A 14,364-nucleotide genomic window follows, 5' to 3' on the forward strand; every position below is an offset into this window, starting at 1 on the left:
ATGCAGCGCAAAACCACCTTTGCCATTGCTGTCACCGCTGCAGGCTTTATAATGCGCAAAAAACTAACGAGCAACGCCGATGACAAGCAGCTTTAATGTAGATAACCGCGAAATTGCCAAGTTTAACGATATTGCCTCGCGCTGGTGGGACCCTGATGGTGAGTTTAAACCCTTACATCTGCTAAACCCGGTACGCCTAAGTTATATAAGTGATGAGCTACAGGGTTTATTTGGTAAAACGGTGATTGATATTGGCTGTGGTGGCGGTATTTTGGCTGAGAGCATGGCGCGCAGTGGCGCTGTGGTAACAGGGTTAGATATGGCCAGTGACTCACTTGACGTGGCACGTTTACATGCGCTGGAAACCGGTGTCACGGTAAATTATCAGCAGGCTACTGCGGAGGATTATGCCCAGCAGCATGGCGGGCAGTTTGATGTCGTAACCTGTATGGAAATGCTGGAGCATGTGCCCGAGCCGATGTCGGTTATTCAGGCCTGCGCCGATTTAGCCAAACCCGGCGCAACGTTGTTTTTCTCTACGCTAAACAAAACCGCCAAAGCCTATTTACTGGCCATTATTGGTGCAGAGCATGTGCTAAGACTGGTGCCTAAAGGTACACATGAGTTCAGCAAGTTTATCCGCCCCTCTGAGTTGATGCGCTTTATCGAGCAAGCTGGCCTTGAGCTGGTTGATGCCACCGGCCTGCATTTTAATCCGCTGAAAAACAGTTTTAAAACCGGCCCGGGGCTGGACGTCAATTACATCGTTGTGGCGAGAAAACCGCTGTAACGCTGTTTTTTTCAGCAGCCAAATAGCCGATAGCTATAAAAAAAATATTGATAGAATAAATAAATTTAACCAGAAAAAAAGCTTGCACCCAGAGCACTTTTCTTCGCACACTGGCACCGCGGTTAGCAGTTGCTAACCGCATCTTTTCCCCCGATGTTTTTCCGCGTTGTCAAGCCTTGCAAAAACCCTAGATACACACTATCTTGTGATCACTTTCATGCAAACCACTATATGTTGTGTAATTAAACAGCAATAGCGGATGATAAAATAGCCGTGCGCTACGGCTTGAAACCGTTAACAACAATTGAAATGGAAAGCAGCAGCAATGACTCAATCTCTTTTTGTCACTAAGCGTGATGGTCGCCGTGAGCCGCTGGATTTGGACAAAATCCACCGTGTGATTACCTGGGCCGCTGAAGGCTTGTCGAATGTGTCGGTGTCTCAGGTTGAGCTTAAATCACATATCCAGTTTTACGATGGCATTAAAACTGAAGATATCCACGAAACCATTATTAAAGCTGCTGCTGATCTTATTTCTAAAGACAGCCCGGACTATCAATACCTGGCCGCCCGCTTAGCCGTGTTTCATCTGCGCAAAAAGGCCTATGGCCAGTTTGAGCCACCACACCTATATGATCAGGTGGTGCGGATGGTGGAAGCCAAACGTTATGACGCCCATATACTGGCCGATTACAGCCGCGATGAGCTGGAAACACTGAACAGCTATATTGACCACAACCGCGACTTGAACTTCAGCTACGCGGCAGTAAAACAGCTGGAAGGTAAATATCTGGTACAAAACCGCGTCAGTGGCGAGATTTACGAAAGCGCGCAGTTTTTATATATGCTGGTAGCGGCCTGCCTGTTTGCTAACTATCCTAAAGCTACCCGGCTCGATTATGTACGCCGCTTCTACGACGCCTGCTCAACCTTTAAGTTGTCATTACCTACGCCCATTATGTCTGGTGTGCGCACCCCTACCCGTCAATTTAGCTCATGTGTACTGATTGAATGTGGTGACAGCTTAGATTCGATTAATGCTACCTCAAGCGCCATTGTTAAATACGTCAGCCAGCGCGCCGGTATCGGCATCAATGCCGGCCGCATTCGCGCCTTGGGCAGCCCAATCCGCAATGGTGAAGCCTTTCATACCGGTTGTATTCCGTTTTACAAACACTTTCAAACGGCAGTAAAAAGCTGCTCACAAGGTGGCGTGCGTGGCGGTGCGGCTACCCTGTTCTACCCACTGTGGCACTTAGAAGTCGAATCACTGCTGGTGCTGAAAAACAACCGTGGCGTAGAAGAAAACCGGGTACGGCACTTAGATTATGGCGTGCAGTTTAACCGCTTGATGTACACCCGTTTAATTAAAGATGATTATATCACCCTGTTTAGCCCATCAGACGTACCAGGCTTATACGATGCCTTCTTTGAAGATCAGGAAAAGTTTGAACAGCTGTATGTGAAGTACGAAAACGACAGCAACATTCGCAAAAAGCGCTTAAAAGCACTGGAGCTGTTTACTCTGTTTATGCAGGAGCGTGCCAGCACGGGGCGTATTTACCTGCAAAACGTTGACCACTGCAATACACACAGTCCGTTTAACCCCAAATTTGCGCCGGTACGCCAAAGCAACCTGTGTCTGGAAATTGCGCTGCCCACTAAACCGTTAAACGATGTTAACGATCCTGAAGGTGAAATTGCCCTTTGTACGCTGTCAGCGTTTAACTTAGGCGCCATTGACAACTTATCGGAACTGGAAGAGCTGGCCGAGCTGGCGGTGCGCTCACTGGATAGCTTGCTGGATTACCAGGACTACCCTATTCCTGCGGCGTTTCATGCCTCTATCAACCGCCGCACTTTAGGCGTTGGTGTAATTAACTACGCCTATTATCTGGCGAAAAACGGCGTGAAATACTCAGATGGCTCTGCTAATGCCTTAACACACCGCACCTTTGAAGCCATGCAGTACTATCTGCTGAAAGCGTCCAACAAGCTGGCGCAGGAGTTTGGCGCTTGTCCGAAGTTTAACGAGACGACGTACGCCGAAGGTATTCTGCCGATAGATACCTATAAAAAAGATTTGGATAAAGTGTGCCAGGAGCCACTGCAACTGGATTGGGAACAGCTTCGCAAAGACATTACGACGCATGGCCTGCGTAACTCGACGCTGTCAGCGCTGATGCCATCTGAAACCTCGTCGCAAATCTCTAATGCCACTAACGGTATAGAGCCACCACGTGGCCATATCAGCGTTAAAGCCAGTAAAGACGGTATTTTAAAGCAGGTGGTGCCAGAGTATGAGCGATTAAAAGATAAATACGAGCTGCTGTGGGACATTCCGAATAATAACGGCTACCTGACATTAGTGGCCATTATGCAGAAGTTTGTTGACCAGACGATTTCGGCCAATACCAACTATGATCCGAATAAGTTTGACGGTGGCAAAGTGCCAATGAAACTGTTATTGCAAGATTTGCTAACCGCGTACAAGTTGGGGGTGAAAACCATGTATTACCACAACACCCGTGACGGTGCATCTGACGTGCAGGACGATATTAAACCGGAAGCCCAGGATGATGGCTGCGCTGGCGGTGCCTGTAAAATTTAATCTGACAGTAAACGGGCTGGTCGCACAGCCCGTATGTAGTTTTGATACCCAGTTAGGACGATAAGTGGCTATGGCGTACACAACCTTTAACAGACAAATCAACGATCAATTAAAAGAGCCAATGTTTTTTGGCAATCCGGTCAATGTGTCACGTTACGATCAGCAAAAATACGGTATCTTTGAAAAACTGATTGAAAAACAACTGAGTTTCTTCTGGCGCCCGGAAGAGGTCGATGTCAGCAAAGACCGTATCGACTTTCAAAACCTGCCCGAGCATGAAAAGCACATTTTTATCAGCAACCTGAAGTACCAGACCTTGCTTGACTCGGTGCAGGGCCGCTCACCTAATGTGGCATTTTTGCCTATCGTATCGCTGCCCGAGCTGGAAACCTGGATTGAAACCTGGGCGTTTAGCGAGACTATCCATAGCCGCAGTTACACCCACATTGTGCGTAATATTAGCGCCGAGCCGCATAAAGTGTTTGATGACATTATGCTGAATGAAAAAATTCTGCAGCGTGCTGAAGATGTGACCCGCTACTACGATGCACTGATTGACGGTATTAATTTGTATCAGCGCTGTGGTGAAGGGACTCACACAATCAACGGTGAAACGCACAGCATCAGCCTGTATGAACTCAAACGCCGGTTATACCTGTGTGTGATGTCGGTGAATGTGCTGGAAGCTATTCGTTTTTATGTCAGTTTTGCCTGCAGCTTTGCTTTTGCCGAACGCGAACTGATGGAAGGCAATGCTAAAATAATCCGTCTTATCGCCCGTGACGAAGCGCTGCATCTTACCGGCACCCAGCATATGCTAAATATTATGGCAGCCGGCGATGACGATCCACAAATGGCGCAAATTGCCAAAGAATGCGAAGAAGAAGCCTATGCTATTTTCCGCAAAGCGGCAGAGCAGGAAAAAGACTGGGCCGAGTTTTTGTTTAAAGATGGCTCTATGATTGGTCTGAATAAAGATATTTTATGTCAGTACGTTGAGTACATTACTAACAGCCGTATGCAGGCAATCGGCCTAAAGCCTATTTTCTCTACCACACAAAACCCCATCCCCTGGATCAACACCTGGCTGGTATCAGATAACGTGCAGGTGGCCCCACAGGAAGCCGAAATCAGCTCTTATCTGGTCGGGCAGATTGATAACGAAGTTGATGGTGCCGATTTCGGCGATTTCGACCTGTAACAGATGCCCAGCGTCAGGCTTAATCAGCACAGTGCCATCGACTTTGATGGCACTGATGCCAATTTACTCTGTGCGCTGGAGCGCCATAATCAACAGGTGAATTTCCACTGCCGGGAAGGCTACTGCGGTGCGTGCCGCTGTAAGCTGCTGTCTGGCGAAGTGCGTTATCTTACTGAACCGCTGGCGTTTGTTCGCCTTGGTGAGTTTCTACCCTGCTGTAGCATTCCACTGACAGACATCAGTATTGAAGTACCGTAAGCCGGTGGTAATTTAGCAGCAGATGCCGCAGACTATAATAATTCGCGACGTCGAAGGAGTTCTGTATTGAAAACACTGTTATTTTTGTTGGCGACAGTGCTGCCTGCGCAAGAGCTGGCTCATTTTGAACAGTTACTGGCCAAATCACAATTTACTGAACTTGAGCATCAACTGGTAAAGCGGCCTGACTACAAACAACAGGACGCCTTGCTGGTACTGTATGCACGTGCGTTGATCAGTCAGCAGCGGCTGGAAGATGCCAATACCCTGCTCAATTTCGCCGTAGAGCAGTTTCCTAACAACAGTGAGCTAAATTACCTGGCGGGTTTAAGCAAGATTCGTCTGGCCAGTGATGGCAATGTGTTTGCAGCCAAAGAGCGGGCTGCACGTGGTGTGGCACTTCTACAACAGGCGGTGCAACTAAAACCTGATCACTTCGCCGCCCGTCAGGCGCTGATTGACTTTTACAGTGTAGCGCCCGCCTCTGCCGGCGGCGATAAAGCGCTGGCTGTTCAGATGGCAGAGCAGCTACACGATAACCCGGCACAAGCTTTGCTGGCACAAAGCCGTATTTTGCTGAATGAGAAAAAACCGGCAGAAGCATTGGCGTTGCTGGAAAAAATGATGCCCAACCCACCCACTGCCCGCTTACTGGCACGTAAGGCACAAATTGAGAATGAGTTAGGTGCTTTTCAGCAGGCGTTTGTCAGTTACCGGCTAGCAGCAGACTATGCGACAGATCTGACGGAGAAATACACGGCGCTTTATCATATAGGTCGTTTAGCTGTGGTGGCTGATCAGGATGCAGATCTTGGTATTAAAGCGTTGCAGCAATATCTTGAATTTTTTAAAGACAGTGAAAACCCAAGTTTACCTTGGGCGACGCTGAGATTAGCGCAACTGATGTATCGCACCGGCGATAATTTTGAGGCCACGTTGTTAGTAGGTAGCCTGACAAATGCCAAAGTAGAAGATGAAGAATTTAATCTAATCTTATTAAGCTTACTCAGTGCCCTAAAGCCAAAGACACAACCTGAGCAGGAAGCAGAAACTAAGCCAGATACAAACGATTCAGTAAAGCAAACACCGGTGTTATAACGCACCGGTGTTTGGTTACGCCGTTATACGTTACTTGCGGATCCCTTCTACCGTCAGATCAAGCTGTACGGTGGCCGATGCAGGGCCTAGATCAGTGTTAATCGCAAAGTCTTTTAATGTCAACGTGGTAGTGCCAGCAAAACCCGCACGATAACCGCCCCAGGGATCGGTACCCTCACCTAATTTTTCTGCCGCGATAACCACTTCTTTCGTGACGCCGTTCAGCGTTAAGTTACCGTGCAAATCGAAGTTATCACCGTCTTTAGGCACCACTTTGGTGCTGACAAAGGTTGCTTTAGGGTGTTTGCTCACATTTAAAAAATCGGCGCTGCGCAGGTGTTTATCACGCTCAGCATGGTTTGAGTCAACACTGGCGGTGTCTATGGTCAGCTGAATTTTTGACTCGGCCAGTTTACTGGCGTCGTAGCTGAAATCACCGCTAAAGGTGTTAAAGCGGCCATATAACCAACTGTAACCTAAGTGGCTAATTTTAAACTGAATAAAAGCATGGGCACCTTGGGTATCAATCATATAATCGGCAGCTTTTGCTGGTAATACCATCATCGAGGCCATTGCTGCAGCCAGTGCAAATTTCTTCATTGTTTCCTCCGGTTCTAAGGTTTACGGCCGAACATTCGGCGCAGTGTACTGTCTTTATCAATAATATGGTGTTTTACAGCAGCCAGCCCATGTAGCAGCGCCAGCGAAATTAATCCGTAAGCGGTATATTCGTGTATCGCGCCAGCAATGTCGGCCTGACGGTGAAACAGTGCGCCCAATGCCGGCACTTCAAACCAGTCAAACACGGCAATAGGCCGGCCATCTTCAGTGGAGATTAAATAACCGCTGATAATCAGTAGCCCTATACCCAAATATAACGCCAACTGTACTGTTTTTGCAGCCAGGCGTTCCCAGCGTTTGTGTGTGGCAAGTGGCGATGGTGGCGGGCTAATCAGGCGCCAACCAAGGCGAAACAACATCACCAACGTCAGCAAAATGCCAATGCTTTTGTGCCAGTGTGGCGCGGTACGATACCAACTACTGTAATAACTGAGATCCACCATCCAAAACCCCAGCGCAAACAAACCAAATACGGTCAGCGCCACCAGCCAATGCACGGTTACACTAACTAAGCCGTAATGAGTAGGGGTATTTTTCAGCATAGGATCTCCTGATTCTCTTATATCATAGCGTAAGAAAATAAAACAAAAATTGCATTTTTACCGCAGTTAAATTCTAAATTATCGAAAGGATTGGTTACTACTGGCATAAAATGCATTGCATAAAAAAGCCAGCAATATGCTGGCTTGGTAGCGGGCTTTATAGACTAACAGCAATTTTGTTATTCAAACTTACCGTCGCGGATATGTTTTTCACCGCGCTGTTTGGCCAGTTCAACCTGACGTTGACGCTCAGCAAAGGCGGCTTTTTGCTCTTCGGTGGTTTTATCATAGCAGTGCGGGCAGCTTAAGCCTTTCACGTAATGTGGCGAGGTCATTTCTTCTGCTGACAACGGCATACGACAGGCATAACACTGATCATAACTGCCTTGCTCCAAACCGTGCTTTACCGCTACGCGCTGGTCAAAGACAAAACACTCGCCTTGCCACAGACTGTTTTCTGCTGGCATCTCTTCTAAGTACTTTAAAATACCGCCGTCAAGGTGATACACCTCGTCAAAGCCCTGCTCTTTTAAATAAGCGGTGGATTTTTCACAGCGGATGCCACCGGTGCAAAACATCGCCACTTTTTTGTGTTTGGTTTTATCCAGGTTTTCAGCTGCCCATTTAGGGAACTCGCGAAAGGTCGTGGTATTGGGATTAACCGCATTTTTAAAGGTGCCAATGGCCACTTCATAATCATTGCGGGTATCAATGACAATAGTGTCAGGATCGCTTATCAGCTGATTCCAGTCGTCACCTTTAACATAGGTACCTACAATGTGCGCCGGGTTAATGCCCTCGACTCCCATGGTCACAATTTCTTTTTTCAGTTTTACTTTGGTGCGATAAAACGCCAGCTCGTCCGATAAAGACTCTTTATAGCTCATACCTTCAAAGCGGCCATCGGCGTCAAGCCAGGCTTTTACGGCGCCAACACCCTGGCGCGGACCGCAAATGGTACCGTTAATGCCCTCTTCAGCCAGCAACAACGTGCCTTTAACCTGATGAGCAACCATAGTGTTATACAAGGTATCGCGCAGACTAACGTAATCGGGTAAGTGGACAAATTTATATAAAGCAGCAACAACGTACATGAACAACTCCTTGCGTTGCCGGACCGTAAATCCGGTGCAATATTAAAAACCGGCGTATTATAACGTTCAGTCGCACTAACACAAGGCCATAGAGTTAATGTGGTTTATCCAGTAAGGTGGTGAGATTAAGCTGCATCACATACTGGCCATCTGTTATTTGCAGTAACGGATCTTCGCGAAAAACACTCAGCCGCATATGGCTTTTTAGCATTAAGCAAAAGGCGTCTAACTGTGACTGATGCAATACAAAGGTGCGTTGGTTCGCTGCGGTCATGACAGAACACTGCGCCGCTTCCTGCTCGTCCAACACTAATAGCACTTCCGCGGCCAGGTGACTGGCACGCTGCAGCCGCTTAGCCGCTATGGGCTCGAGTTGGCACCAGATCCTCACCTGTTGTTGGGTATCTTTGACAAAAATATCCGGGGTTTTACCGTGCGATTGTGTAACTGCAAAACCAGGGTGTTGCTCGTATAAGCTTAAAAACATCAGCAACCGTTTGGCAAAATGATGCGCACTCTCGCCTTGCCAGGGCGAGACGTAATAACGCTGTTGCTGATAAGCATGGCTATCGGGATGACTATAATCCAGATCCAGCGTAATCAGCTTGCTGACGATCTGCATGTTACACCTCTTGGTCAGCGAGCATCTGACACCGCTTAAGTTTAGCGGTACATCGTCGTTATCACCAGATGCAATGCTAATGCCAATAATAGTGCCCCCATCAGGCGGTCGAACCAAAAGCCTTTAAGCAGTAAAAAACCTCGCACTTTGGTTTGTGTCAGCACTACGGATAACACGGAAAACCAGCAGGCTGTCGCTAACGCCATGTAAACACCGTAGATGACCTTGTACGACAGCGGTGTTTGCGGCGAGATAATGACGGCAAACAAAGACAAGAAAAATAGCGTGGCTTTTGGGTTTAACCCATTGGTAATAAAGCCGGCGGCAAACGCCTTGCCGCCACTTGGCACTGGGTCTTGTGCATTACCACCTATGGCATGCTCCGGGTGAGCCGGCGCTTTACTTTTAAGCGCTTGTATACCGATATAAACTAAATAAGCCGCACCGGCCAGGCTTAGTGCACTGAATAACCATTCTGTGCTTTGAATAAGTACTGCAATACCGAGCAACGACCAGCTAACGTGCAGCAAAATGGCCAGGCCGATACCTGCACTGGCTAACAGCGCCTGACGCCGGCCAAAGCGCACAGCATAACGCAGCACTATGGCAAAATCAGGCCCGGGGCTGGCAACGGCCACCAGATGCACTGTCGCAATTAATAAAAATTCAGGCCAAAAAGACATAAAAACCTATTCCAGAATTAAAAATAACAGCTAATCCCACACACTCCGTTAAGAGGGATTACGTCGCTTACAAGAAACGATCGCTAAATCGGCCCCACTGGTAATAAGCCTGCTGCCCCAGCCGACGCAGTGACGGTAGCGGAAACGGTTGTAACGGCCCCTGATACAGTGGTAAAGCGGGTAAGGTCTGTCCCATACATAACTGTGCTAAACGCTTACCCGCCTGGGTGCTAAAAGACAAGCCGCTGCCACAATAACCGGCCGCATAAAACAGATCTGACTCGGCCTGACAGACTCTGGGCAGATCGTCTATCGACACCGCCACCCAGCCACTCCAGTGATACTCAGCTCGAATACCTTCCAGCATCGGAAAACAGTTTGTCAGCGCCTGTACTAAGCGCCTGGGGTATACCGGTTTTTCCGCATCTTTACCATAGACCGCACTGCGCCCGCCAAATAAGATACGGTTATCCGGCAATTTACGGTAATAGTATTTTAGCGCCCGGGTATCCATCACTAACTGGTTATGCCACAGCCCACTTTGCGCAAATTGCTGCGCAGTTAACGGCGAGGTGACAATAATGCTACTTAGCACCGGCAGACAAGCCCCGTTTAATGCCGGATAAAACAGGTTTGGCGTGTAGCCGTTGGTGGCCAGCACCAACTGTTTGCAGCGTACTGTCGCTTCCGGTGTCCGCAACACAAAGCCGCCCGAGCTGCTGCGCTGCCACGATAGCACCGGCGTAGCACTGTAAAGTTTTGCACCAGCCCCTGTTGCCATACGGGCATAACCCAGCGCCAACGCCAGCGGATTTATGCCATAGCAATCTTCAAACCTAAGCGCACCATAAGCCTGGCTATTTTGCATATAGCGCTCATTAAGCGCTTGTGCCGATAAAAACTCAGTCTGGTAACCAAATTGCCGCTGCAAATAGTCGGCCTGCTGCTGCAGGCTATCAACCAGTGATGGCTTATGCGCTACTTTTAAATAGCCCGCCTGCTGGCGCTGACAATCTATACTGCCGGCGTCAATCATCTGCTCAACCAGTGCCAGCGCAGCGCTGTATTCCTGATGAAAGCCTTTGGCAATATCCAATCCAAATTTTTCACTTAGTTGCGCTAAACCCAGCCGGCCCGTGCCGCGCAGCACGAAACCAGCATTACGGCCACTGCACCCCCAACCAATTTGATTGGCTTCCAGCAGGGTAACTTCACGCGAAAACTGATTGGCCAATTGATAAGCACAGCTTAAGCCGGTATAACCGCCGCCGATGACAACCACATCTGTATCAATATCGGTGCTGAGTTTGTGGTATGGCGTTGCATGCCGGTTTACCACCTCAGTCGTCGCCCAATAAGACGCCGGGTAAGGCGCGGCAACACCAATATTGCTATCGACCAGCGGATCGTACATCAGCTTTTTTCCACATTAAATAACAGTACCATCTCGGCAGCGCTGCAACGGCAAAGCGCGCCGCAACGTGGGCAAATATAGCCCTCAAACTCAGATAAATGCCGCCATCTATCAGCATGTACCTTAAGTAACCTGGCACCGGCATGGCTAAAATAACGCTCAGCAGCGTTGCCTGGGCTTTCCCGCCAAATATGCGCCAGACCGGCTGTAGCACCTTGCTGGCTGAGCGCTGTCGAGGACTGGCGTAACAATGCAGAGGCAACGCCCTGCCCCCGGGCAGCCGGGCTTACCCCAACCGACTTAAAGTAAGCCATATCAGACACCGCCACCGGCCATAGCGACACACTACACCATTTATCTGGCTGCCACTGGCCGGCAGAAAAACTTAAGCGGTATCCAATTACGTGCCCCTGCCCGTTTAACGCAACAAAACTGGCATTAATGCCGTATTTGATGCCCTGTTGCTGCATTTGTAACAGGCTCTCTGCGGTCAGATAATTATCACCATGGATCTGGTTTGCCAAGGCGACAACATCAGCAAAATAAATTGGCGTAAGTTCAATGATTTGCACAGCCGCATCCGCTCGTTCTTCAATAGCGCTGTTATAAATCAGCCGGCCTTTTAATAGCAAGTGCTATTTGCTATTGCAATCGACTGCAATTCCCCAATTTCAAGACGAAATAGCAGAAATATACGATAGACAACGGCGGTTTTATCAAATATGGTTAATAGGACGCAAAAACAAAAACATAAGCGTCAGATGATTCCAAAAATAATCCAGGAAACGAGCTATGAAAAACCATAACAAGTACCATCCGGTCGCCCGTGCCGTGAAATTTGGTCTGGCGGCGTCACTAAGCCTAGGTATAAGCACTACTGCTCTGGCACAGGAAGAAAGCCCTGATAACGTTAAAAAAGAACAAGCTGTTGAAAAAATAGCCGTTGTCGGTACTCGCTCTGCCCCACGCTCTATCGGTGATTCCCCGGTGCCGGTCGATATTATCGGTGGCGAGGAGTTAAACAAAAATGGTAACAGCGACATGCTGAACCTGATTAGCACCACAGTGCCATCACTAAACGTACATGCACAACCTATCAGCGATGCGGCTACCTTGATCCGGCCAATAAACCTGCGCGGCCTATCCTCTGACAGTACGCTGGTGTTATTAAACGGCAAGCGTCGTCACCGTGCCTCGGTTATCTCGTTTTTAGGTGGCGGTATTAACGATGGTGCCCAAGGCCCAGATTTGTCGGTCATTCCCGGCATTGCCTTAAAGCAGGTTGAAGTGTTGCGTGATGGTGCAGCGGCCCAGTACGGCTCTGATGCTATCGCAGGCGTGGTCAACTTCGTACTAAAAGATGCAGCCGATGGCGGTACTGTTGAAGTTAAACACGGTGAATATTACGCTGGTGATGGCACATCAACTGAAGTTGCCGCCAACGTCGGTATGCCGCTGACCAAAGATGGTTTTGTTAACGTCAGTATGCAGTATAAAAATGTTGATGCGACCAGCCGCAGTGTACAACGTGGCGATGCACAAGGGCTGGCAGATGCTGGCAACCCCTTTATTCAGGACCCTGCCCAGGTTTGGGGTTCACCTGAAGTAAAAGACGATATTACCTTATTTGCCAATGCAGGTTTAGATTTGGGCAATGGTGGCGAAGCCTATATCTTTGGTAACTATTCAGAGCGTGATGTGCGCGGTGGCTTCTATTACCGTAACCCAACTAACCGGCCGCAGGTATTCTCTAACGATGGCGGTGAGAGCTTGCTGGTGGTTGACTTAACTGATCTGGGGAGTGGTGGTCAGGGCGGCTGTCAGAACATACCGCTTAGCGGTTTAAACTATCAGCAGATAGATGCCGCTGTACAGGCACTGCCAGATAACTGCTTTACCTTCTTCTCTATGTTCCCTGGCGGCTTCACGCCTAACTTTGGCGGCAATATTACCGATACATCATTGGCCGTTGGGACGAAAGGCGAGTTTAAAACCGGTTTTATGGAAGGTGTGCTGTACGACTTTAGCGGTGTAGTAGGTCGCAGTGAATCTAACTTCCAGCTATTTAATTCGGTAAACGCCTCTTTAGGCCCGGAAACACCGACAGAGTTTGATGCCGGTAAATATATTCAACTGGAAAAAACCTTCAGCGCCGATTTTGTTAAGTATGTGCCTGCAGGTTTGTACGAAGACTTAACAGTGGCTTTTGGTACACAATGGACTGAAGAAAGCTTTGAAATCGTTGCAGGTGAAGAAGCGTCATGGGAAATTGGCCCTTACGTGTCACAAGGCTTAAGTAATGGCTCAAACGGCTTCCCTGGCTTCCAACCACAAACAGCCGGTACATCTGTGCGTCGCAACTATGCCGCATACGTTGATGTAGAAGCCGAATTTAGTGAAAATCTGTTGGGCGCATTAGCTGTACGGTTTGAAGACTACGACAGCTTTGGCACTACCACCAACTATAAACTGACCGGTCAATACCGTTTGAACGACGATTGGGCGCTGCGCGCTTCAACCAGTACCGGCTTTAGAGCACCTACCGTTGGTCAGGCCAACGTCAGTAACGTTCGTACTGAAGCGGATCAGGGTGTGCTGGTGGATATAGGTGTGTTACCGGCGACCAACCCGGTTGCCATATTAAAAGGTGCTACCGAGCTGCAACCTGAAGAGTCAACCAGCTATGCCTTTGGTGTGGTGTATACCGGTTATGATTTCTTTGTTACCGCCGACTACTATCGTATCGACGTTGACGACCGTATCAGCCAATCAACAGCCTTTGATGTAACGCCTGAAGATATCGCCTTATTAAAAGCAGCTGGCGTTCGGGGTATTGACTCGTTAACCAGTATTACCTATTTGACCAACGACTTTGACACCCGTACTCAGGGTATTGATATTGTTGCAAACTATTCGATGGACTTATTTGATGGTCTAAGCAGCTTTGCTCTGGCTTATAATTGGAATGATACTGAAGTTACCCGTTTCACTGATATTACCGGTGAGTTCCGTGTATCTCGGTTAGAAAATGACCTGCCAAATCATCGGGCAACCTTTACCTGGACTCAAAGTTGGGATGATTGGTCAGCATTCGTCCGCACTAACTACTATGGTAGCTATCAGGGCGTGCATGCTGACGACCCGGGTCTGGCGGTAAATGCGACTTGGGAAGTGACACTGGATGCCGAAGTGAGCTACTTTATCAACGATAACTTTATCGTGTCTGTCGGCGCGCAAAATTTGCTGGATAATGATCCGGCAGAATTACCCGACGAGTGGAAAGGTATCTTAGGCGGTAAGTTCTTTGAAACCTCACCCATGGGGATTAACGGCGGTTATTGGTACTTAAAAGGTACCTATAAGTTCTAATCTGCCAACAAGTTAAAAAATCCGCCCTCGGGCGGATTTTTTTGCATTAGAATAGCGCGGT

General features: G+C 48.5%; 13 protein-coding genes. 6 read left to right on the forward strand and 7 right to left on the reverse strand.

The features are described from left to right. The first annotated feature begins 79 nt into the window (after positions 1 to 79). The 5 genes from ubiG to ABGI61_RS12940 all read left to right on the forward strand — a co-directional run bounded on the left by ubiG (position 80) and on the right by ABGI61_RS12940 (position 5,958). Positions 80 to 790 carry a bifunctional 2-polyprenyl-6-hydroxyphenol methylase/3-demethylubiquinol 3-O-methyltransferase UbiG gene (gene ubiG, locus ABGI61_RS12920; RefSeq protein WP_347601720.1) on the forward strand — a complete coding sequence of 237 codons (711 nt, stop codon included), beginning with the start codon at positions 80 to 82 and terminating at the stop codon, positions 788 to 790. Positions 791 to 1,115: 325 nt separating this feature from the next. Then, positions 1,116 to 3,401, forward strand: coding sequence for a class 1a ribonucleoside-diphosphate reductase subunit alpha (gene nrdA, locus ABGI61_RS12925; protein ID WP_347601722.1), 2,286 nt, complete (start codon positions 1,116 to 1,118; stop codon positions 3,399 to 3,401). Between the two features lie 70 nt (positions 3,402 to 3,471). After that, positions 3,472 to 4,602, forward strand: a complete 1,131-nt coding sequence (gene nrdB, locus ABGI61_RS12930) for a class Ia ribonucleoside-diphosphate reductase subunit beta (protein ID WP_347601723.1) — start codon at positions 3,472 to 3,474, stop codon at positions 4,600 to 4,602. A gap of 3 nt (positions 4,603 to 4,605) precedes the next feature. Beyond that, positions 4,606 to 4,860 carry a class I ribonucleotide reductase maintenance protein YfaE gene (gene yfaE / locus ABGI61_RS12935; protein ID WP_347601725.1) on the forward strand — a complete coding sequence of 85 codons (255 nt, stop codon included), beginning with the start codon at positions 4,606 to 4,608 and terminating at the stop codon, positions 4,858 to 4,860. Between the two features lie 66 nt (positions 4,861 to 4,926). After that, positions 4,927 to 5,958: a tetratricopeptide repeat protein gene (locus ABGI61_RS12940; protein ID WP_347601727.1), complete on the forward strand. Its 1,032-nt coding sequence runs from the start codon at positions 4,927 to 4,929 to the stop codon at positions 5,956 to 5,958. Positions 5,959 to 5,988: 30 nt separating this feature from the next. Here ABGI61_RS12940 and ABGI61_RS12945 read toward each other — a convergent pair whose 3' ends face one another. The 7 genes from ABGI61_RS12945 to ABGI61_RS12975 form a co-directional block, all read right to left on the reverse strand. Continuing rightward, on the reverse strand, positions 5,989 to 6,558 hold the full coding sequence (locus ABGI61_RS12945) for a YceI family protein (protein ID WP_347601729.1): 570 nt from the start codon (positions 6,556 to 6,558) through the stop codon (positions 5,989 to 5,991). A gap of 14 nt (positions 6,559 to 6,572) precedes the next feature. Continuing rightward, positions 6,573 to 7,121 carry a cytochrome b gene (locus ABGI61_RS12950; protein ID WP_347601731.1) on the reverse strand — a complete coding sequence of 183 codons (549 nt, stop codon included), beginning with the start codon at positions 7,119 to 7,121 and terminating at the stop codon, positions 6,573 to 6,575. A gap of 179 nt (positions 7,122 to 7,300) precedes the next feature. Continuing rightward, a complete protein-coding gene (gene trhO / locus ABGI61_RS12955) occupies positions 7,301 to 8,215 on the reverse strand; it encodes an oxygen-dependent tRNA uridine(34) hydroxylase TrhO (protein ID WP_347601733.1) in 915 nt (304 codons plus the stop codon). A 94-nt stretch (positions 8,216 to 8,309) separates the two neighbouring features. Beyond that, on the reverse strand, positions 8,310 to 8,837 hold the full coding sequence (locus ABGI61_RS12960; protein WP_347601735.1) for a YaeQ family protein: 528 nt from the start codon (positions 8,835 to 8,837) through the stop codon (positions 8,310 to 8,312). A 41-nt stretch (positions 8,838 to 8,878) separates the two neighbouring features. Continuing rightward, complete coding sequence (locus ABGI61_RS12965) at positions 8,879 to 9,520, reverse strand: LysE family translocator (RefSeq protein ID WP_347601737.1); 642 nt, start codon at positions 9,518 to 9,520, stop codon at positions 8,879 to 8,881. A 67-nt stretch (positions 9,521 to 9,587) separates the two neighbouring features. Then, positions 9,588 to 10,934: an NAD(P)/FAD-dependent oxidoreductase gene (locus ABGI61_RS12970; RefSeq protein ID WP_347601739.1), complete on the reverse strand. Its 1,347-nt coding sequence runs from the start codon at positions 10,932 to 10,934 to the stop codon at positions 9,588 to 9,590. Beyond that, positions 10,934 to 11,506 (reverse strand): GNAT family N-acetyltransferase, encoded by a 573-nt coding sequence (locus ABGI61_RS12975; RefSeq protein ID WP_347601741.1) that lies wholly within the window; start codon positions 11,504 to 11,506, stop codon positions 10,934 to 10,936. The genes ABGI61_RS12970 and ABGI61_RS12975 overlap by 1 nt, the downstream gene beginning before the upstream one ends. A gap of 220 nt (positions 11,507 to 11,726) precedes the next feature. On the opposite strand from ABGI61_RS12975, the gene ABGI61_RS12980 reads away from it, so the two are divergent. Continuing rightward, entirely contained in the window at positions 11,727 to 14,303 is a 2,577-nt protein-coding gene (locus ABGI61_RS12980) for a TonB-dependent receptor plug domain-containing protein (RefSeq protein ID WP_347601743.1), read from the forward strand. The last annotated feature ends 61 nt before the right edge of the window (positions 14,304 to 14,364 follow it).

It is taken from the genome of Rheinheimera fenheensis (assembly GCF_039871805.1).
GTDB classification, from domain to species: Bacteria; Pseudomonadota; Gammaproteobacteria; order Enterobacterales; family Alteromonadaceae; genus Alishewanella; species Alishewanella fenheensis.